Genomic DNA, 21500 nt, shown 5'->3' with positions numbered 1-21500 from the left:
TTTAGACTTTATTACCTGAGCCCGCTAATTTCCGTAATTGTTGAACATGGAAATCACAATCAAGTATAATGGAATGTAACTGATGAAGATCGGGAATACACATCATGGGAGGAAGAAGTATTTTGACTAAAATAAAAAATGACAACATAAAAATAATCCCGCTTGGAGGAGTGGGAGAGATTGGAAAAAATATGTATGTCATCGAAATTGATACGGATATTTTCATTATCGATGCCGGATTGAAATTTCCTGAAAATGAAATGCTCGGCATCGATATTGTTATACCGGACACAACGTGGCTTGAGGAACAAAAAGATCGAATCAAAGGGATATTTTTGACGCACGGGCATGAAGATGCAATTGGTGGGCTTCCTTACGTTTTACAAAAAATAAATGCTCCGGTATACGGTACAAAATTAACTATCGCACTTGCCAAAGAAAAATTAAAGGAATTCGGATTAAAAACGTCTAATCGATTTCATACCGTGAAGTCCAATTCTAGAATAAAATTCGAACGTACTGTCATCACGTTTTTCCATACAACACACAGCATTCCTGATTCTGTAGGGATCTGCATACAAACATCAGAAGGAAAAATAGTTCATACCGGTGATTTTAAATTCGATCAGGCAGCCACCGAATTATACAGGGCAGAGATTGGAAAGATGGCAAGTATCGGCGATTCCGGTGTCCTTTGCCTTCTCTCGGACAGCACCGAAGCGGAAAACCCCGGCTTTACCACTTCGGAAGCGGTCACGGAAAGGGAATTATCCAACACATTCCACACAGCACAAGGTAGGATCATTGTTGCCTGTTTTGCATCCAATTTCATCAGGATCCAACAGGCATTGGATGCTGCGCATGAGAACGGGAGAAAAGTGGCGGTTGTTGGAAAAAGCATAGAACGGAGCTTTGAAATCGCACTTAAGTTGAACTACCTTTCCCTGGCATCAGATGAGCTTATGGTGCCAATCAGCGATATACCAAAATATAAAGATAATGAAATTGTCATTATTTCAACCGGAACAATGGGCGAGCCATTTGAAGCCTTACAAAAAATGGCAAGGCAAAATCACAAACAGATCAATATTAAAAAAGGAGATACTGTGCTGATCACAGCCACTCCTTCCCCTGGATTGGAAACATTTATGTATAAAACGATTGATCTTTTATACCGGGCAGGCGCGGTCGTCAGTACACCATATTTTAAAATCCATGTGTCGGGGCACGGAAGCCAGGAAGATCTCAAATTAATGCTCAATCTGATGAAACCTAAATTTTTCATACCAATCCAGGGAGAGTACCGGATGCTTTTCGAACATGCAAAGCTGGCGGAACAAACAGGTTTAAACAAGAATCAGATATTTATTCCAAGCAATGGAGAAGTCGTCGAATACAAAGATGGCAAAATGTCTGTTGGCGGAAAAGTGCCTGCCGGAAATGTATTGATTGACGGAATCGGCATCGGGGATGTCGGAAACATCGTCCTTCGGGACCGAAAGCTGCTTTCACAGGATGGAATTTTCACTGTCGTCGTTACACTTGATAAGAAGAACAAAAAAATAGCATCCGGCCCAGAAATCATTTCCCGCGGTTTTGTATACGTAAGGGAATCAGAGAAGCTGATAGATGAATCAACAAATATCGTTCGGTCGATTGTTGAACAAGCCATTTCTGAAGGCTCATTTGACTGGTCAGGTATCAAACAGGATATTCGGGACAGGCTGAATCAGTTTTTATTTGACCAGACTAAAAGGAGACCGATGATTCTGCCGATTATCATGGAAGTATGATATCAAACGAAAAGCGCCAGCAGCACCAATGCGGGTGCTTTTCTTTCTTTCTGCATGAAACAAACAAAGTAGTTAAATACTAATTTTAATTATCTTTTGTTTTGGGGGTATTTGATGCAGAACGAACATTCATCCAAATATCGGCTCGAAGAAGGGCCTAATGAACCAGATAAGACACCGGACCTGAAGCCGTCCGGAATTGTGGAAAAAATACAACAGTTGGGGCAGACGAATGTTCCCGATGCCGGACAGGATACAAATACAAATATTCATTGTTTGACGATTATTGGACAAATTGAAGGACATATGCAGTTGCCCCCTCAAAATAAGACGACGAAATATGAGCATATCATCCCGCAACTCGTGGCAATTGAACAAAATCCAAAAATCGAAGGATTGCTTGTCATTTTGAACACGGTTGGCGGAGATGTAGAAGCGGGACTTGCCATATCCGAAATGATTTCGACTTTATCAAAACCATCCGTATCCATTGTTTTAGGGGGTGGTCATTCCATCGGGGTGCCGATTGCTGTGTCTTGCTCCTATTCCTTTATTGCCGAGACGGCTACCATGACCATTCACCCTATTCGATTGACCGGTCTTGTCATAGGCGTCCCTCAATCATTTGAATATATGGATAAGATGCAGGAACGTGTTGTCAGATTTGTTAAGAAGCATTCCGGTATTTCCGAGGAGACATTCAAAGACCTTATGTTTGCCAAGGGGAATTTGACGCGTGACATCGGTACAAATGTGATCGGGGCTGACGCGGTAAAATATGGGTTGATTGATGAAGTAGGCGGTGTTGGCTCGGCGATGAAAAAGTTGAATGAAATGATAGCTGCCAATAAAGAAAGTGATGAGGACGGAGGGCTGCTGCAATGATTATCCATTCCATTGTTCCTCATGAACATATTTTCCCGTCTAATCAAGAGGATTTTTCAAATCAAACCGAATGTATGTGGAATGATATTCCATTGTTGGTGGAGCAAGTCGGGCATAAATGCAGGGTGATCCGAATCATGAGCAGCGACCCTGCAGATTATTTGAGAAGCGAGATTCAGCCGGGCTCCCAAATTTATATAAATGAAGTACATTTCTCTTAAGAAAAAAGCTATCCCCGTTTGGGGAAAGCTTTTTTCCCAATCTATCCACTTTTTCCTCAGCTTTTCAAATTCTCCATTCAGGTTCATTTCATCAATCCATAAATTGACCCAGTCATGGAAGCTTTCTTCACCCTGATTCATTAAGTATCCCATTTGACTGTGTGTTAATGTATCTTTTTCAAAGGCTGAAAATAGCCGCTTATCCTCTTTTGCATATATGATGGCTTCTATGTTATCAGTGATCATGACATCAAACTCTCCTTCTGCCACCTTTGGAGGAATTTCTAGGTTTTTTTCCACAACAGTTACATTTGCATCCTTTAAATAGGTTACAACAAATTGCTCATTTGTTCCGCCGGGATTTACCCCAATCCTGACATCGGGCTTGTTGATGTCTTCCATGGTTTTGTACTTATCTTTATCTTCCAGCCTGATAAGTGCCCCTTTTCCAAAATCCAGATAAGGGTTGGATAGGAAGCCTGTCTTTTGCCGTTCAAGCGTTCTTGTAATGCCACCCATCCCAATATCAAATTTGTCTGCGAGCAGATCATCCATCAAGTCGGGCCATGTAGTCTCAACAAACTCGACTTCCACTCCCAGATCCTCAGCTAATTTCTTGGCTGCATCTATATCGTAGCCTTCAAATTCATCCGTCTCAGGGTTCAAATATGTAAAAGGTTTATAATCACCGGTTGTTCCAACCCGGATGACCCCATCCCTTAGAATACGGTCAAGCTGCGCTGTTTTATCATGCTCAATCTGATTTTCTTTTGAAGCAGTTTCGTTTGCAACTTCTTCCGCAGGATTGCATCCAGCCAGAATGAATGCGATAAAAATGATGAAGAATAAATGATTTTTATTAAACATTCTAAATCCTCCTTTTTATTTAAACTTCTTTTCTGCAATATGCCGATCGATTCCTGCTTCTGACTCCCCATATTTAGAAAAACAGGAAAAACATCCTAAAGAGAACAGTGATATGTGATATAATTGAATGACCATACAGCTCATATGTTCTAGTTTCTTTATAAGCATTTTTCAAGTTCAAGATGATAGATTAGGCAAGGTGATTAAAATGGCAAAAAAGAAAAGAAGAAGTCGTAAAACAAGTAATAAACTAAAAAAAATCCTTCAATTTGAACTGTCAGGAATCGCTTTGATTGCTTTGACGTTGATATCCATTATTGAACTTGGTGCTGTGGGCAGGGGAATCTCCCATTTTTTCTATTTTTTGCTCGGTGAATGGTATATGGTTGGATTGCTGGCGACTCTATGTATTGCCGGTTTTTTCATTATAAAAAGGGAATGGCCTGTTTTATTTAAGGGAAGGCTCATTGGGTTATATCTAATATTTGCCAGTATTCTTGTACTTGCCCATGTCAAACTCTTTGGCTTGATGAATAAAGAAGGGATGCTTACGAATAACAGTGTTATAAAAAGCACGTATTATTTGTTTATGCAAATCATCAAAGGGGAAGCGTCAACGAATGATTTAGGCGGAGGAATGATCGGAGCCATTTTATTTTCCGGATTTTATCTTCTTTTTGATGCAACGGGGACAAAAATCATCAGCTTTTTCCTCATATTGGTCGGGCTCATTTTAATAACAGGGAAATCAATGGGGGAGTTTGTTGAAAAGGCCGGAAAAAAATCCGGAGTATTTATCAAAGGACAATGGGCAGCTTTTTTAAAAGATATAAAAGAACTGAAGGAAGAAAGAAAAGCAAAAAAAGAGGCAAAAAAGACGGATATTGGCGGAGAAAAGGAAAATGCCGGCCAGCCTCCTCTTATTATTGAACCTCCAAAAAACACTATACATACAGATGAACCGGTAGAACCGATCATCTCAAGCTTTTCCGAACGGAACAACCATCCTGAGAATGATAGAGAAGAGAAGTTGATTGAGCCGGAAGACTACGAGGAGGATATGGATCTTGCTCCGAAGCTCACGTTCATAGAGATGGAGAACGAAGATTATGAACTGCCGCCTTCAACGCTGCTTTCCAGACCTCGTACAGCTGACCAAAGCAATGAATATAATTTGATCAAGAGCAATGCAGCGAAATTAGAACAGACATTTCAAAGTTTTGGAGTGAAGGCACATGTTACCGAGGTTCACCTTGGCCCGGCAGTCACAAAATATGAAGTGCACCCGGAGGCAGGGGTAAAAGTCAGCCGCATTGTCAGTTTGAGTGATGATTTGGCATTGGCCCTTGCAGCGAAGGATATTCGGATTGAAGCTCCAATCCCAGGGAAATCGGCAATCGGCATTGAAGTACCTAATTCGGAAATTGCCGTTGTTTCCTTGAGGGAAGTGCTCGAGGCGAAACAGCACCAGAAACCGGAGGCAAAATTGCAGATCGGTCTCGGAAGGGATATTACCGGTGATGCCGTTGTGGCTGAATTGAATAAAATGCCGCACCTTTTAGTTGCTGGCGCTACCGGAAGCGGGAAAAGTGTATGTATTAATGGGATCATTACAAGCATTTTAATGAGAGCCAAGCCTCATGAGGTAAAAATGATGATGATCGATCCGAAAATGGTTGAGTTAAACGTCTATAATGGGATTCCTCACCTGCTGGCACCAGTTGTAACAGATGCTAGAAAAGCATCACAGGCACTCAAGAAAGTGGTAAGTGAGATGGAAAGGCGTTATGAATTATTCTCTCATACAGGTACAAGAAATATTGAAGGCTATAATGACTTTATCCAACGAGAAAATGCTGAAAGGGAAGAAAAACAGCCGCTGTTACCTTATATAGTTGTCATTGTTGACGAATTGGCTGACTTGATGATGGTTGCCTCTAATGATGTGGAAGATTCAATTACACGATTGGCGCAAATGGCTCGCGCTGCCGGCATCCATTTGATTATTGCGACCCAGCGTCCGTCTGTTGATGTCATTACAGGTGTCATTAAGGCAAATATCCCATCCCGGATCGCTTTCGCTGTATCTTCCCAAACCGATTCGAGAACCATACTTGACACCGGTGGGGCAGAAAAACTTCTCGGAAGAGGAGATATGCTGTTTCTACCGGTAGGGGCTTCAAAACCGGTCCGGGTACAAGGTGCATTTTTGTCGGATCAGGAGGTGGAGGATGTCGTTAATTTCGTCATCTCTCAGCAAAAAGCCCAATACCAGGAAGATATGATTCCCGAGGACGTCCCGGAGACATCCCGAGAGGTGGAGGATGAGCTGTATGATGAGGCTGTACAATTGATCGTCGAGATGCAGACCGCATCTGTATCCATGCTGCAACGGCGTTTCAGGATAGGCTATACACGGGCAGCCAGACTCATTGATGAAATGGAGGCAAGAGGTGTCGTCGGGCCGTATGAGGGTAGTAAACCGAGAACTGTCCTGGTTGCACGGTCGGAGGAACAGACTTCGTGATGACGGAATACAAATCAGGATTTTGAATATAATGATAAGATTGGACATACGATAAACATAACCTGTAAACTAGCCTAAAAGTCAGACCTGCATTAGAAAACGCAAAGCGACAGGCACAGCAAATTACAATGATCTTAAGCCATCACAGCAAATGGCTTGATCTTTGCCCTGATGGCGCCTGGATTCTGACAGACAAATACACATATTTTCTTTAATGAAGGAGGCGTGACGGATGCTGTTATTGCATGAAGAAACAGTGAAAAAGCAAGGGTATACCTTGCATCTTATTAATACTGATAAATTCAAGACAAACACCATTATCTGGAAAATGAAAGCACCACTTGAAAAAGAGACAGTCACTTATCGTGCGCTACTGCCTCATGTTTTACAGAGCAGCACAAGAAAACATCCGACTACCGCACAATTGCGGACGTATCTCGATCATTTATATGGCGCAACCTTACAAGTGGATCTGAGTAAAAAAGGTGATTACCATATCATCACATTGACGATCGAAATGGCTAACGAGGTGTTCTTGAAAGATTCCTCTCCACTATTGCAAAAGGCAGTCCAGCTATTAAAAGAAGTACTGTTGGAGCCCAATGTGAGTAACGGGGCTTTTGATCCAGAAACGGTTGAAAAAGAAAAACGTACCTTAAAACAGCGCATCAAGTCAGTATACGATGATAAAATGAGATATGCTACTTATCGTGTCACCGAGGAAATGTGCAAGGATGAACCTTATTCGCTATTTGTCCATGGAGAACTAAACCAAGTGGATAGTATAACTCAAAGCTCGTTGTACGAATACTATGAGCGTGCTTTGAATGAAGATGAACTCGACCTCTACATAGTTGGTGATATTGACAAGACTGAAGTGGAGAGTTATTGCGATGAACTCCGCTTTGCGCAACGCTCACCGCAGAGGAGTTCAGCATCTGGTGAAAAATATGATATAGAAGTGAAAGAAATCATTGAAAGGCAGGATTTAAAACAGGGGAAATTGAACATCGGCTACCGTACGAATATCAGGTACGGTGATCAGGATTATTTTTCATTGCAAATGATGAATGGCTTATTCGGGGGATTTCCACATTCTAAGCTTTTTATTAATGTACGAGAAAAAGCTAATTTGGCCTATTACGCCGCCAGTAGAATCGAAAGTCATAAAGGCCTGTTGATGGTCATGTCCGGGATTGATGATAAAAACTATGAAAAAGCGGTCAATATCATCAAAGAACAAATGGAATTAATGAAGAACGGAAATTTCTCCGATCAGGAAATAGAGCAGACAAAAGCCGTCATTCTCAATCAATTTCTTGAATCCATTGATACAGCGCGCGGCCTGACAGAAGTGCTCTATCATAACGTTGTTGCCCATACTTCCATTACTCTTGATGAGTGGCAGGACCGAATTTCCAAAACGACTAAACAGGAGATTGTAGATGCCGCCCAAAAGATTAAAATGGATACAATTTACTTTTTGACGGGCATGAAAGAGGGGGCCAAAAAGTGAAGAGCATATTCTTTGATCAGTTAAAAGAAACCTTATTCCATGAAACGCTTGATAATGGGCTGCAAGTGTATGTCCTTCCTAAACAGGGTTTTAATAAGACATTCGCAACATTCACAACAAAATACGGCTCTGTCGATAATACATTTATCCCTTTGAATGAATCAGAAATGAAATCTGTCCCTGACGGTATTGCACATTTCCTTGAACATAAAATGTTTGAAAAAAAAGATGGAGATGTGTTTCAGCTTTTTAGCAAACAGGGGGCATCCGCCAATGCATTCACATCTTTCACAAGAACAGCTTACTTGTTTTCCAGCACGTCAAATGTCGAACAGAATTTAAGTACACTGATCCATATGGTTCAGGAACCTTATTTTACCGAAAAGACCGTTGAGAAAGAAAAAGGAATTATTGGTCAGGAGATTACGATGTACGATGATAACCCGGATTGGAGAGTTTACTTCGGTTTAATCGAGAATCTCTACCATAACCACCCGGTCAAAATCGATATAGCGGGCACTATTGAGTCGATCTCTCATATAACAGCCGACCTGCTTTACTTGTGTTATAACACTTTTTATCATCCGAGCAATATGCTGCTTTTTGTCACGGGACCGGTCGATCCGGAAAAAATCATTTCTTTCGTCCGTGAAGACCAGAGCAAAAAGCAATTTGAAGAGGCCCCCAAAATCGTCAGGCATTTTGAGGAGGAACCGGATGCTGCAGCAAAGAAAAGGCAGGTTATTAAGATGGATGTCCAGACGCCAAAATGCATGGTCGGGGTAAAAGCACCTCATTTTGACGGCGATGGGGAGGATATGCTTAAGAACGAACTGACTGTTAATATTTTGCTCGATATTTTATTTGGTAAAAGTTCAGCCAACTACGAAGCATTATACAATGAAGGGTTGATCGATGAGACATTCCAATTCGATTACAGCCAGGAAGATAACTTTGGCTTCGCCATCGTCGGCAGTGATACCCAAGAACCGGATGTATTGTCCGAGAAATTGCAGAAGATGATGCTGAATGCTGCAGCCCACGTGAATGAGGAAGACCTTGAAAGAGCCAAGAAAAAGCGGATTGGCGGATTTTTAAGGGCGTTCAACTCACCTGAGTTTATTGCAAATCAGTTTACACGCTATAAATTGAATGGAATGAACTTGTTCAATGTTGTACCGGTTATCGAGAATTTGACATTTACTGATCTGCAGTCCGTGGCTACGGAGTTCTTTTCAGAAGACAGGATGTCCACATGTCAAGTAGTACCGAAGTAAACCATTCAATTCAAACCCGGCCATGAGCCCGGGTTTTTTCTGTGGAAGGAAGTGTATAATGAAAAAATTTGCTTTGATTACAGGCGCAAGCGGTGGAATAGGTGCCGCAACCGCGATGAGACTTGCGAGTGAAGGTTGGAATTTGTATTTGCATTATCACAGCAATGAGAAACGGATCTCTGAACTCTTAACTGATTTGACCAAGTTCAAGGTTGAAATTATTCCCATCAAGGCTGATCTTTCAGTCGAAAGCGGTTGTGAACAAATCATCGGGAATATTTTTCAATTGGATGCGATTGTCTATTCAAGCGGAAATGCCCCTTTTGGACTTTTCTCAGATCTTGAAGATGAAACAATGGACAACGCGATTCAGTTACATGTAAAAAGCCCTCTTATTTTGATTAGAAACCTGCTTCCAAAACTGATGAGAAACACAATTTCCCAAATCGTCATCATCAGTTCACTTTGGGGACAGACAGGTGCCGCATGTGAAGTGATCTATTCCACAGTAAAAGGTGCACAAATTTCATTCACAAAAGCTTTGAGCAAAGAAGTGGCACGATCTGGTGTAAGAGTGAACTGTGTAGCCCCTGGCGCCGTCAATACAGGTATGCTTCATCGTTTTTCAAAAGAGGAGCTGGAAAGCCTTGAAGAAGAAATACCGCTAGGCCGACTTGCTGAACCTGAAGAAATTGCGGATACCGTTTCATTTTTGCTATCACCCAAAGCCTCTTATATTACAGGACAAGTCATTGCTGTTAATGGCGGTTGGTATACATAACATATGTATTGTTAACTGAAGAATCATGCATATTTCCTTCACTCATGCAAATAATAACAACGTACCAAAATGTGAAGGAGGCACAGAAGCATGTCAGTACTTGAAAACTGGGAACAATGGAAGAACTTCCTTGGTGACCGTTTGGATCAGGCTCAACAGCAGGGAATGTCACAAGAGGTCATAAACCAAATGGCCCATCAAGTCGGAGATTATTTGGCTAATCAAGTTGACCCGAAAAATGAGCAGGAGCGAGTGCTTTCTGATTTATGGTCTGTTGCATCTGAAGAAGAACAGCAGGCGCTTGCCCGTGTGATGGTTAAACTGGTTGAAAACAATAGCGCTCACTAAATCAATAAGGGTAATGTTACGGAGAGGAATTTTCCTCTCTTTTTTACTTGGATTAATCCCTTGCAACAACTCTTACGGCTGAATTTTATGTTGTTTATGTAATAAGTCGGAGCATTTTGGCACCGTTGTTTTCACAGGTTTTACGTAGGACTGTATTTTATTATAAAGTTTTTTCTTTTTTCTTTGACTAAAATCAGATATGATATAAGCTAGAAATGATGTGATAAAGGATCGATTTCCATTTTTTCGAGGAGCTGTTTTATATGGAAAGTAAAGAATGGTATTTGGAATATGAAATTACAATCGACCGTCCTGGCTTACTAGGGGATGTTTCTTCACTTCTAGGCATGCTTTCAATTAATATTGTTAGTATTAACGGTGTTGATGCAGGCAGAAGGGGACTTTTGATTCGCGCACAAAGCGAGGATCAAATCAAGCGACTTGAATCTATTTTGGAAACAGTGGAAACGATCAAAGTAAGAAAAATCAGGGAGCCTAAATTGCGCGACAAACTGGCTGTAAGGCATGGGCGTTATATTCAGAGAGATATTGATGATAAGAAGACTTTTCGGTTTGTCAGGGATGAGCTGGGGATTCTTGTTGACTTCATGGCTGAAATTTTCAAGGAAAAAGGACACAAATTGATTGGCATAAGAGGAATGCCTAGAGTCGGCAAAACGGAATCAGTTGTGGCGGCAAGCGTTTGTGCCAATAAAAAATGGCTTTTTGTTTCTTCCACTTTATTAAAACAGACAATTCGAAAAGAACTCATAAAAGACGAATATAATGAAAACAATATCTTCATTATAGATGGAATTGTATCAAGAAGAAGAGCAGATGAACGGCATCTTCAACTGGTCAGGGAAATTATGAGGATGCCGGCTGTAAAAGTGATTGAGCATCCAGATATTTTTGTAGAGCATTCGGAGTATTCAATCGAGGACTTCGATTACATAATCGAACTGCGTAATAATCCTGACGAAGAGATAACATATGATGTGGTCGATAAGCAGAACTTATTTGACGAGCCAGGACTTGGGGGCTTTGGTAACTTCGACTTTTAGGATGGGTAGGTGTTAGCTTTGACTGAATTAGGGAGCCGTCTGAGAACGGCTCGTGAGGAAAAAGGGATCAGCCTGGACCAGCTGCAATCAATGACAAAAATCCAGAAAAAGTACCTCTCAGGTATTGAAGAGGGAGATTACAGCAAGATTCCGGGTAAATTTTATGTGAGGGCTTTTATTAAACAATATGCCGAGGCAGTGGGCCTGTCTGCTGATGAACTATTCGAGGAATATAAAAACGAGATTCCAGCTGCTTATGAGGATGATTTGTCGGAAAAGTTTTCCCGTGTACAAACGAGGAAAACAGTATCGGCAAGAACCTCGAAAATTGCCGAGTTGCTGCCGAAAATTTTGATCGGTGTTGTCATTGTCGCGGTACTCTTCTTTATTTGGTATCTTTTTTCGAAGAATGTAGATACCGGTAATCAGCCTGCTGGTAATGGTAAAGATCAAACCGTTGATATTGAAGAGTCAGATGAAATCAAAACTCCTGAGCCATCTAAAGATAAAAAGGAAAAAGCTGAATCAAACAAAGATAATAAAAATAATGAATCGGAGAATCAGAATGAAAGTCCAGGCCAAGAGATGGTCATGGATAACGTCACTGGGAATGTGACTACATACAATTTATCAGGCACTGACAAATTCGAACTGAAGGTGAGTGCTGCGTCTTCGGGAGAGACATGGGTCAAAATACTCGATGGGAACAACCAAGAACTATTTCAAGGGATGCTTCAAAATGGAGCAAGCCAAAGCTTCGACTTGTCCGATCAAAATGGCGCATATATCATTATTGGGCGGGCATTTGAAACTGATATCCATGTAAATGATCAAAAATTAGAATATGAACTGGACCCGGGTCAGAATGTCACACAGGAAATCAGTATCAAGTTTGATCATGAATAGACACCATGCTTCAGGGAGGCCGCCGCGCGATCGGCGGCCATTTTTCAAGTATTGAAATTATAAGTACAAAGCTTGTTGCCGCCAGGCGGCGTCTTGCGTTTTTAGGAGGAAGACAACGGATGAATTTACCTAATAAAATAACTGTATCAAGAATATTACTTATCCCCGTATTCATGATATTGATGCTTGTACCTTTTGACTGGGGGACACTCCATTATTTTGGCGCAGATTTGAAAGTAGCGCATCTTACCGGGGCCGTACTATTTATTATTGCTTCGGTCACCGACTGGATCGATGGCTACTTTGCACGAAAATATAATCTTGTGACGAATCTGGGGAAATTTCTTGACCCGCTTGCCGATAAATTGCTTGTTTCTGCCGCACTCATCGTCCTGGTTGAAATGCATTTGGCACCTTCATGGATTGTCATAGTGATCATAAGCCGTGAATTCGCAGTCACTGGTCTGCGCCTTATATTGGCAGGTACCGGCGAAGTGGTGGCAGCCAATATGCTTGGGAAAATAAAAACCTGGACCCAAATTATTGCAATCAGCGCTCTGCTTCTTCATAATATGCCATTTTCAGCAATCCAATTCCCCTTTGCTGACATTATGTTATGGGTAGCATTGATCTTTACCGTTTGGTCAGGATGGGATTATTTTTACATTAACCGTGGTATATTTAAACATTCGAAATAAGGAAGTGATTCATGAATGAGAGCTGAAATTATCGGTGTCGGCACTGAGTTGCTGCTTGGCCAGATTGCCAATACGAATGCCCAGTATCTTTCCGGACAGTTGGCAGAGATCGGTGTCAACGTCTATTACCATACAGCCGTAGGTGATAACCCAAACCGGCTGACAGATGCTATAAAGCAGGCGGAAAAAAGAGCTGATCTGTTAATTTTTACAGGCGGATTGGGTCCCACGAAGGATGATTTGACAAAAGAAATCATTGCAGATCATTTGCAACGTGAGATGGAAACTGATCATGAAGCCTGGGAAAGAATCCAGAATTACTTTAAAAAAACTGGGCGGTATATGACAGCAAATAACGAAAAACAGGCCCATATCATCAAAGGGGCAAAAGTGCTCCCGAATGAACATGGGATGGCACCGGGGATGTTTGTTAAAGAAGGCCAACACTTTTACATGCTGCTTCCTGGTCCGCCCCACGAAATGAAGCCGATGTTCCGGAACTACGGGAGTCAGGCAATCATTGATCAACTGGAAACAGTGGATTGCATAGAATCAAGAGTGCTTCGTTTTTTTAATATCGGTGAGGCTGAGATTGCTGAGAAATTAGCTGATATTATTGATGCCCAAACGAATCCTACTGTGGCTCCGTTAGCCGGCGATGGGGAAGTGACAATCAGGTTGACCGCTAGAAGCGACAGCAGGGATAAAGCCATGGCTATGCTTGATAATATTGAAAAGGAAATCCAGGAAAAAGCCGGCGAGTATTTTTACGGATATGATGACACTTCATTGATGGCCGAGTTGCTGAAGATACTGGAGGATCGGGAATTGACCATCACTGCAGCCGAAAGCTTGACAGGCGGATTGTTCCAGTCTGAAATGACCTCGGTAGTGGGAGTCAGCACTATGCTGCTAGGCGGTATCGTCTGCTATTCTAATGAGGCCAAAGTCAAGCTGTGTAATGTAAAGCCCGAGACACTGGAAAAGCACGGAGCAGTAAGTGAGCAGTGTGCAATAGAACTTGCTGAAAATGTCAGAGAGTCGTTGAATGCCGACATCGGAATCAGTTTCACCGGTGCAGCAGGGCCGGATTCGCTTGAGGGGCACCCCGCCGGAACTGTATGGATCGGCATGTCTTTCAAAGATCGGGAATCCAAAGCAGTTCTCGTAAAACTGGCGGGTACACGTAATGGAAACAGGCGACGTTCTGTCAAAATGGGATGCTATTACCTGTTGAAAGAATTGGACAAAAAATAGAGCTGCCAGGCTCTATTTTTTCTGGCAAAAGAATCACCCTATCAAACGGTATTCCGGTGACCTAGGGAAACCTGGGCTCTTATCACATTGACAAGCCAAGAAATATTGCCATTTTGATATTTAAATTTTCATGGTAAATAAATGCTCGAAAATACAACTATCAGCTAATGAAAAATACATTTTCTATCATTATCCTCCATTTCAAAATACAGAATAAATGTTCGCTTTTTGCTTGGCAATGATATGAAAAAAAGGTATAATATAAATAGATTTTGTTAGGAAATCCCAAGGTTTAAACTTGAATGAATATATTTGAGGAGGAAAATGTGTGAGTGATCGTCAAGCGGCATTAGATATGGCTTTGAAACAGATAGAAAAGCAATTTGGAAAAGGGTCCATCATGAAATTGGGAGAACAGACGGACCGTAAAGTATCAACGATTCCAAGCGGATCGCTGGCGCTTGATATAGCGCTCGGTGTTGGCGGCTATCCAAGAGGGCGGGTCATTGAAATTTATGGCCCTGAGAGTTCCGGTAAAACGACTGTTGCACTTCATGCAATTGCGGAAGCACAGGCACGTGGCGGAACGGCGGCTTTTATTGATGCGGAGCATGCACTCGATCCGGTATATGCACAAAAGCTTGGTGTAAATATTGATGAGTTGCTTCTTTCACAGCCGGACACAGGCGAGCAAGCTTTGGAAATAGCTGAAGCACTTGTCCGGAGCGGTGCTATCGAAATTCTTGTCATCGACTCTGTCGCTGCTCTTGTACCAAAAGCGGAAATCGAAGGGGAGATGGGAGACTCACATGTCGGGCTGCAGGCCCGTCTCATGTCCCAGGCTTTAAGAAAGCTTTCCGGCGCCATCAATAAATCGAAAACAATCGCCATCTTCATTAACCAAATCAGGGAGAAGGTGGGGGTCATGTTCGGAAATCCGGAAACAACCCCTGGTGGACGTGCTTTGAAATTTTATTCATCTGTGAGGCTTGAGGTACGTCGTGCCGAGCAATTGAAGCAAGGGCAGGATGTCGTGGGAAGCAAGACAAGAATCAAAATTGTCAAAAATAAGGTGGCCCCTCCTTTCAGAACAGCCGAAGTAGACATCATGTATGGAGAAGGTATTTCACGTGAAGGGGAAATCATTGATATGGGTTCCGAACTTGATATTATTCAAAAAAGCGGATCCTGGTACTCTTATAATGATGAACGTCTCGGACAAGGACGGGAAAACGCAAAGCTCTTCTTGAAAGAAAACGAGGATTTGCGCAGGGAGATCATGTTTAAAATACGGGAATATTATGGGCTGGACGACGAAAACACAGTACCTGAGGAAGAAGAACAGGAAGAATTTAGCCTGTTAGATCAATAATTAAGATACTTAAACAGCAAAACTTCGGTTTTGCTGTTTTCATTTTGGAATAACGGGGTCTATGCTTGACAATAATTCTCGGCACCTATAAAATTAAACTGTATATTTTACAATTTTTTTCGTAAAATTTAGAGCTTGGCTCTGCATATTGTAACATGTACCAACCGACAGTTAGAGAATGATACAAGTTTATAGCAAGAGGGGGTGAAAACATGGATCTGACCATATTCATCATCTCCATTTTGCTTGCCCTTATCGTCGGTGTAGTTGTTGCCTATTTCATCTTTAAATCAGTTGCTCAAGCAAAAATAACAGGTGCACATGGTTCTGCGGATCAGATTTTGGAAGAAGCCAAAAGAGAAGCGGAATCTTTGAAGAAAGAGGCCCTGTTGGAAGCGAAGGATGAAAACCACAAACTCCGTATTGAAACAGAACGTGAACTTCGTGAACGAAGAACTGAATTGCAAAGACAGGAAAATCGCTTATTGCAAAAGGAGGAGAACCTCGACAGAAAAGATGACACTCTGTCCAAGCGTGAAGAACAGCTTGAACGGAAAGAGGACTCTCTGAATGGAAGACAACAACATATTGAAGAGATGGAAAGCAAAGTGGATGAAATGATCCGCCAGCAAAAAGCAGAACTGGAGCGCATCTCAGGGTTGACACGCGAGGAAGCGAAAGCACTCCTTTTATCAAGTGTTGAGAAAGAATTGGCGCATGATACTGCGTTGATGATCAAAGAGAGTGAAACGCGGGCAAAGGAAGAAGCGGACAAAAAAGCGAAAAGCATTCTTTCGCTCGCAATCCAGCGTTGTGCTGCCGAGCATGTAGCCGAAACAACAGTCTCGGTTGTCAACCTGCCTAATGATGAAATGAAAGGACGGATTATCGGCCGTGAGGGCAGAAATATCCGGACTTTGGAAACATTGACAGGCATTGACCTCATTATTGATGACACACCAGAAGCTGTAATTTTGTCAGGCTTTGATCCAATCAGACGGGAAACCGCTCGAATTGCACTTGAAAAGCTAGTACAAGACGGACGCATCCACCCAGCCCGAATTGAAGAAATGGTAGAGAAAGCAAGGCGTGAAGTTGATGAGCATATTCGTGAAGTCGGTGAACAAACAACATTTGAAGTTGGTGTTCATGGCCTCCACCCCGACTTGATTAAAATTCTCGGCCGTTTGAAATACCGGACAAGCTATGGTCAAAATGTACTCAAACATTCTATTGAAGTTGCCCATTTATCCGGGTTGCTTGCAGCCGAATTAGGGGAAGATGAAGCCTTGGCTCGCCGCGCAGGACTCCTTCATGATATAGGAAAAGCAATTGACCATGAAGTCGAAGGAAGCCATGTGGAAATCGGAATTGAATTGGCGACTAAATATAAAGAACATCCGGTTGTTATTAACAGTATTGCCTCTCATCATGGAGATACTGAACCTACTTCAATCATTTCTGTTCTTGTGGCAGCAGCTGATGCATTGTCTGCAGCAAGACCAGGAGCACGTAGTGAAACTCTTGAGAGCTATATTAAACGACTGGAGAAACTCGAAGAGATTTCAGAGTCATATGACGGAGTCGAAAAATCATTTGCCATTCAGGCGGGTAGAGAAGTTCGAATCATTGTCAAGCCGGAACAGATCAATGATTTGGAAGCACATCGGTTAGCCCGTGATATTCGAAAAAGAATTGAAGATGATCTTGATTATCCCGGTCATATCAAAGTTACAGTTATCCGGGAAACAAGAGCAGTTGAATACGCTAAATAAAGCGGTGTGATTTTTCACACCGCTTTTCCTATGTACAAAACCGACTGTCTGCTTTTGGGAGACTGAAGATCTTATAGTTTGGTTTATATATCTTTATTTTTTGAGTATGATACAATCATGAAAAACAGTTTTTTAGAAAAGAAGGAGCACTTAATGAATATTTTATTTGTCGGTGACGTGGTCGGTTCAATGGGAAGAGAAATGGTCAAAGAATATTTGCCTAAATTAAAAAACCATTTCAGGCCACACATTACCATAGTGAACGGCGAAAATAGCGCCGGAGGCAGAGGGATTACTGAATCCATATACAAACAATTACTTGAAGCTGGTGCCAATGCGGTCACACTTGGCAACCATGCTTGGGATAACAAAGCGATCTTCGATTTCGTAGATACCGCTAAATATATGATAAGGCCTGCTAACTTCCCGGAAGCGCCCGGATCTGGGATGGTCTTTTTAAGGTTGAATGATTTGGAAGTGGCGGTTATTAACCTTCAGGGACGTACTTTTATGCCGCCGCTTGACTGTCCATTTAAAAAAGCGGAGGAACTAATTGAGATTGCAAAGGCTCGTACCAATATTATTTTTGTCGATTTTCACGCAGAAGCTACGAGTGAAAAGCAGGCAATGGGCTGGTTCCTTGACGGTAAAGCCACTGCGGTTATCGGAACTCATACACACGTGCAAACTGCAGACGAAAGAATCCTTCCTGCCGGGACTGCATATCTCACTGATGTTGGCATGACAGGCCCGTACGACGAGATTCTTGGTATGGATAAACACGCCGTCTTGTATCGCTTCCAGACCTCATTGCCAGCACGCTTTGAGGTTCCCAAAACAGGAAGAAAGCAACTCAGCGCCTGCCTCATACAAGTGAACAAGGAAACAGGTAAGGCAAGATCGATTGAACGGATTATGATTAATGACGACCGGCCTTTTTTTAAAGACTGAAGCCTTCCTCCTTCATTTTCAGTTTAGGACAAACCGGAATAGTTCCTCCATTCCGCGAATATAGTATCAGTGGAAAGGTCTACCGCGATTGCTTGTCTAATGGCAATCGATATGGGGAAATGACAAGGAGGAACAGGAAATGGAGATATTAAAAGTTTCAGCAAAATCCAATCCAAATTCTGTAGCGGGCGCGTTGGCAGGGGTTCTCCGTGAAAGAGGCGGGGCGGAGATTCAGGCAATAGGAGCCGGGGCTTTGAATCAGGCAGTAAAGGCTGTTGCAATTGCAAGAGGATTTGTCGCCCCCGGAGGTGTAGATTTAATCTGTATACCTGCTTTCACGGACATTCTGATTGATGGGGAAGAACGAACAGCAATAAAATTGATTGTGGAACCGAGATAGTGAAAAACATATAAAAGGCCCGTTTCATAGTTACGGGTTTTATATAAGTGATATTTTTAAGCCGAATCCAACATATGGAACCGGCTTTTTTTGTTTGGAAAATAATCCATTATTATAGATTATTTCTTCGAAGGTCACATGCAGTTAATGCTGGGGGAAAAGTACGCATCCAACAGAGTTCCTCCAGCATTACACATGCAGGCCAGGCTCTTGATGTGGTCAAAAATTAATTCTTTTGCTTAGTTCAAAGATATCTTTTTACGCGTATAAATATAGTACAAGAATGCCGAATTAAAAAAGGTGGTGTGCATCTATGTTTGAAATATATAATGTTGCTATCGTTCCTCTGATCATTGGTATCGTTCAATTGCTAAAAAGATATGGGTTCCCGGTGAAATATTCTCCATTGGCAGCAATTGTTTTGGGACTTGCATTCGGTATTTTTTTTATTACTCCAAATGTTAAAGAAGGGATCATTATTGGATTGATGCTCGGTTTGTCTGCGAGCGGCCTGTACAGTGGCGGGAAAAACTTAATGGATAATAATCATAAGGATTCCAAATAGGGCTGAAAAAGCTCTTTTTTTTGAATATGGTTTTTCTATGGTGGCCATTTAAGGTCTATCAGTCAGCCTTCAAAATACATAAGGTTATTCGAACTATCTTGCTGAGATCTATTTGAGAGGTTTTCACTATTTTTATGTAAAGTAATTTGACCCCATCCATCATGTATTTCCGAATAATTGTCTACAAAAGTACCCTCCTGTTGTATTCAAAAAAAAAAGGGATTATACTAAAAGAATGTATGGAAAAATACTGCATTACATTTTACATTCATTTTGGCTTACAATGGGCCGGATTCGTTCTTTATAAATAGAAAGGGGATTTTTATGAACGAGAAACAGCGTTTGGAAAGCAACCAAGTGCAGCAAAATGCCTCCTCTGAAAAGAAAGAGAAGGATTACAGCAAGTATTTCCAAACTGTCTATATGCCTCCTTCCTTGAAAGATGCAAGAAAGAGGGGACGGGAAGAGGTAAAATATCATAAAGACTTTGAGATTCCCGAGGAATTTCTTGGCATGGGAAATGGGAGAAAGTTTTATATCCGTACGTATGGATGCCAAATGAACGAGCATGATACCGAGGTTATGGCCGGCATCTTTATGGGATTGGGGTACGAGCATACTGAAACAGTTGAGGACGCAGATGTCATTCTTTTGAATACGTGTGCCATTCGCGAGAATGCGGAAAACAAAGTTTTCGGTGAACTTGGACATCTGAAATCACTGAAATTAGAAAGACCAGGCCTTTTGATTGGCGTGTGCGGCTGTATGTCACAGGAAGAATCTGTTGTCAACCGAATTTTGGAAAAACACCAATTTGTGGACATGATTTTCGGAACGCACAACATTCATCGATTGCCTCATATCTTAAGTGAAGCCTACATGTCCAAAGAAATGGTCATTGAAGTATGGTCTAAAGAAGGCGACATTATCGAGAACCTTCCGAAAGTCCGTATGGGAAACATCAAGGCATGGGTCAACATCATGTATGGGTGTGACAAGTTCTGTACGTACTGTATCGTTCCATATACTCGTGGAAAAGAAAGAAGCAGACGGCCGGAAGACATTATCCAGGAAGTCCGCCATTTGGCCGCACAGGGTTATAAAGAAATCACCCTCCTTGGGCAAAACGTCAATGCGTATGGAAAAGATTTCGATGATATGGAATACGGGCTTGGCGATTTAATGGATGAGCTAAGAAAAATTGATATTCCACGGATCCGCTTTACAACAAGCCATCCACGTGATTTTGACGACCGTTTGATCGAGGTCCTTGCCAAAAAAGGGAATATGGTGGAGCATATCCATTTGCCGGTCCAATCTGGATCAAGTGCCATTTTGAAAATAATGGGACGTGTCTATAATCGTGAACAGTACCTTGAGCTCGTAAGAAAAATTAAGGCGGCTATTCCGGATGTTTCCTTGTCAACCGACATTATCGTTGGCTTCCCTAACGAGACGGATGAACAATTTGAAGAGACACTGACGCTTTACAAGGAAGTCGGATTCGAAACAGCTTATACTTTTATCTATTCACCGCGTGAGGGCACTCCTGCAGCAAAAATGAAAGATAATGTGTCAATGGAAGTGAAGAAAGAGAGATTGCAGCGTTTGAATCAATTGGTAAACGAGCTTTCCGCGGAAGCAATGAAAAAATATGAAGGCCAAGTTGTGGAAGTGCTTGTTGAAGGCGAAAGTAAAAATAACCCTGATGTTCTCGCAGGCTATACACGTAAAAATAAACTTGTAAATTTCAGAGGTCCGAAGTCTGCAATCGGGAAATTGGTCAATGTAAAAATTGTAGAGGCAAAAACATGGACGCTGGATGGAGTAATGGTGGAAGAACCAGAAGTGGCTGAGGTGAACTAAAATGGCAAAGTATACAAAAGAGGATATTGTTGAGCGTGCGCATGAATTGGCAAGAATGATCGCCAATACGGAAGAAGTGGATTTCTTTAAACGTGCAGAGGCCCAAATTAACGAAAACCAAAAAGTAAGGGAAATGATTGCAAGCATCAAAAGCTTACAAAAACAGGCGGTCAATTTTCAACATTATGAAAAAGACCGGGCATTGAAGCTTGTTGAAGAGAAACTTGAAAAACTTGAAAAGGAATTGGATGACATTCCTATCGTTCAGGAATTTAAGCAATCACAAACGGATGTCAATGACTTGCTTCAAATGGTGGCAAGCGCCATTTCGAATAAGGTCACAGATGAAATCCTCGTTTCCACAGGCGGAGACCTGCTGTCAGGCGAAACGGGATCAAAACTGAAAAACAGCCCATCAAGCTGTTCTTGAT

19 protein-coding genes and 1 pseudogene are annotated in these 21500 nt (G+C 41.9%); 19 read left to right on the top strand and 1 reads right to left on the bottom strand.

The features are described from left to right. Positions 1-122: 122 nt before the first annotated feature. The 3 genes from C509_RS0101165 (at position 123) to C509_RS25305 (ending at position 2899) form a co-directional block, all read left to right on the top strand. Positions 123-1793 (top strand): ribonuclease J, encoded by a 1671-nt coding sequence (locus C509_RS0101165; RefSeq protein ID WP_018705060.1) that lies wholly within the window; start codon positions 123-125, stop codon positions 1791-1793. 114 nt (positions 1794-1907) lie between these two features. After that, positions 1908-2678 (top strand): ClpP family protease, encoded by a 771-nt coding sequence (locus C509_RS0101160; RefSeq protein ID WP_018705059.1) that lies wholly within the window; start codon positions 1908-1910, stop codon positions 2676-2678. Continuing rightward, positions 2675-2899, top strand: a complete 225-nt coding sequence (locus tag C509_RS25305; RefSeq protein ID WP_083934503.1) for a YlzJ-like family protein — start codon at positions 2675-2677, stop codon at positions 2897-2899. The genes C509_RS0101160 and C509_RS25305 overlap by 4 nt, the downstream gene beginning before the upstream one ends. A 54-nt stretch (positions 2900-2953) precedes the next feature. Here C509_RS25305 and C509_RS23185 read toward each other — a convergent pair. Continuing rightward, positions 2954-3766, bottom strand: a pseudogene (locus C509_RS23185) (transporter substrate-binding domain-containing protein); the annotation flags it as partial. 208 nt (positions 3767-3974) lie between these two features. Between C509_RS23185 and C509_RS0101150 the strand changes: the two are divergent. From C509_RS0101150 to C509_RS0101075, 16 genes are all read left to right on the top strand, one after another. Further along, complete coding sequence (locus C509_RS0101150; protein WP_018705057.1) at positions 3975-6293, top strand: FtsK/SpoIIIE family DNA translocase; 2319 nt, start codon at positions 3975-3977, stop codon at positions 6291-6293. A 232-nt stretch (positions 6294-6525) separates the two neighbouring features. After that, positions 6526-7809: an EF-P 5-aminopentanol modification-associated protein YfmF gene (gene yfmF / locus C509_RS0101145; RefSeq protein WP_018705056.1), complete on the top strand. Its 1284-nt coding sequence runs from the start codon at positions 6526-6528 to the stop codon at positions 7807-7809. Beyond that, positions 7806-9086 carry an EF-P 5-aminopentanol modification-associated protein YfmH gene (gene yfmH, locus C509_RS0101140; protein WP_018705055.1) on the top strand — a complete coding sequence of 427 codons (1281 nt, stop codon included), beginning with the start codon at positions 7806-7808 and terminating at the stop codon, positions 9084-9086. Before yfmF ends, yfmH begins: the two co-directional genes overlap by 4 nt. A gap of 58 nt (positions 9087-9144) precedes the next feature. After that, positions 9145-9867 (top strand): elongation factor P 5-aminopentanone reductase, encoded by a 723-nt coding sequence (ymfI, locus tag C509_RS0101135; protein WP_018705054.1) that lies wholly within the window; start codon positions 9145-9147, stop codon positions 9865-9867. A 90-nt stretch (positions 9868-9957) separates the two neighbouring features. Continuing rightward, positions 9958-10215 (top strand): DUF3243 domain-containing protein, encoded by a 258-nt coding sequence (locus tag C509_RS0101130; RefSeq protein ID WP_018705053.1) that lies wholly within the window; start codon positions 9958-9960, stop codon positions 10213-10215. Between the two features lie 263 nt (positions 10216-10478). Beyond that, on the top strand, positions 10479-11279 hold the full coding sequence (locus C509_RS0101125; RefSeq protein ID WP_018705052.1) for a DUF3388 domain-containing protein: 801 nt from the start codon (positions 10479-10481) through the stop codon (positions 11277-11279). A 9-nt stretch (positions 11280-11288) separates the two neighbouring features. After that, positions 11289-12185, top strand: coding sequence for a helix-turn-helix domain-containing protein (locus tag C509_RS0101120; protein ID WP_018705051.1), 897 nt, complete (start codon positions 11289-11291; stop codon positions 12183-12185). Positions 12186-12304: 119 nt separating this feature from the next. Next, entirely contained in the window at positions 12305-12883 is a 579-nt protein-coding gene (gene pgsA / locus C509_RS0101115; protein WP_026319617.1) for a CDP-diacylglycerol--glycerol-3-phosphate 3-phosphatidyltransferase, read from the top strand. Between the two features lie 15 nt (positions 12884-12898). Beyond that, on the top strand, positions 12899-14140 hold the full coding sequence (locus C509_RS0101110; protein ID WP_018705049.1) for a competence/damage-inducible protein A: 1242 nt from the start codon (positions 12899-12901) through the stop codon (positions 14138-14140). A gap of 328 nt (positions 14141-14468) precedes the next feature. Next, on the top strand, positions 14469-15512 hold the full coding sequence (gene recA, locus C509_RS0101105) for a recombinase RecA (RefSeq protein WP_018705048.1): 1044 nt from the start codon (positions 14469-14471) through the stop codon (positions 15510-15512). A gap of 212 nt (positions 15513-15724) precedes the next feature. Then, entirely contained in the window at positions 15725-17287 is a 1563-nt protein-coding gene (gene rny / locus C509_RS0101100) for a ribonuclease Y (RefSeq protein ID WP_018705047.1), read from the top strand. Between the two features lie 153 nt (positions 17288-17440). Further along, positions 17441-18238, top strand: a complete 798-nt coding sequence (locus C509_RS0101095; RefSeq protein ID WP_026319616.1) for a TIGR00282 family metallophosphoesterase — start codon at positions 17441-17443, stop codon at positions 18236-18238. 139 nt (positions 18239-18377) lie between these two features. Beyond that, positions 18378-18638 (top strand): stage V sporulation protein SpoVS, encoded by a 261-nt coding sequence (spoVS, locus tag C509_RS0101090; protein WP_018705045.1) that lies wholly within the window; start codon positions 18378-18380, stop codon positions 18636-18638. A 313-nt stretch (positions 18639-18951) separates the two neighbouring features. After that, positions 18952-19203, top strand: coding sequence for a hypothetical protein (locus C509_RS0101085; RefSeq protein WP_018705044.1), 252 nt, complete (start codon positions 18952-18954; stop codon positions 19201-19203). Positions 19204-19527: 324 nt separating this feature from the next. Beyond that, complete coding sequence (gene miaB, locus C509_RS0101080; RefSeq protein ID WP_018705043.1) at positions 19528-21069, top strand: tRNA (N6-isopentenyl adenosine(37)-C2)-methylthiotransferase MiaB; 1542 nt, start codon at positions 19528-19530, stop codon at positions 21067-21069. Position 21070: 1 nt separating this feature from the next. Continuing rightward, positions 21071-21499, top strand: coding sequence for a YlbF/YmcA family competence regulator (locus tag C509_RS0101075; RefSeq protein WP_018705042.1), 429 nt, complete (start codon positions 21071-21073; stop codon positions 21497-21499). Position 21500 lies beyond the last annotated feature (1 nt).

Source organism: Siminovitchia fordii DSM 16014 = CIP 108821 (genome assembly GCF_000374565.1).
GTDB lineage: Bacteria > Bacillota > Bacilli > Bacillales > Bacillaceae_C > Siminovitchia > Siminovitchia fordii.
This window is presented reverse-complemented; position numbering and strand designations above follow the sequence as displayed.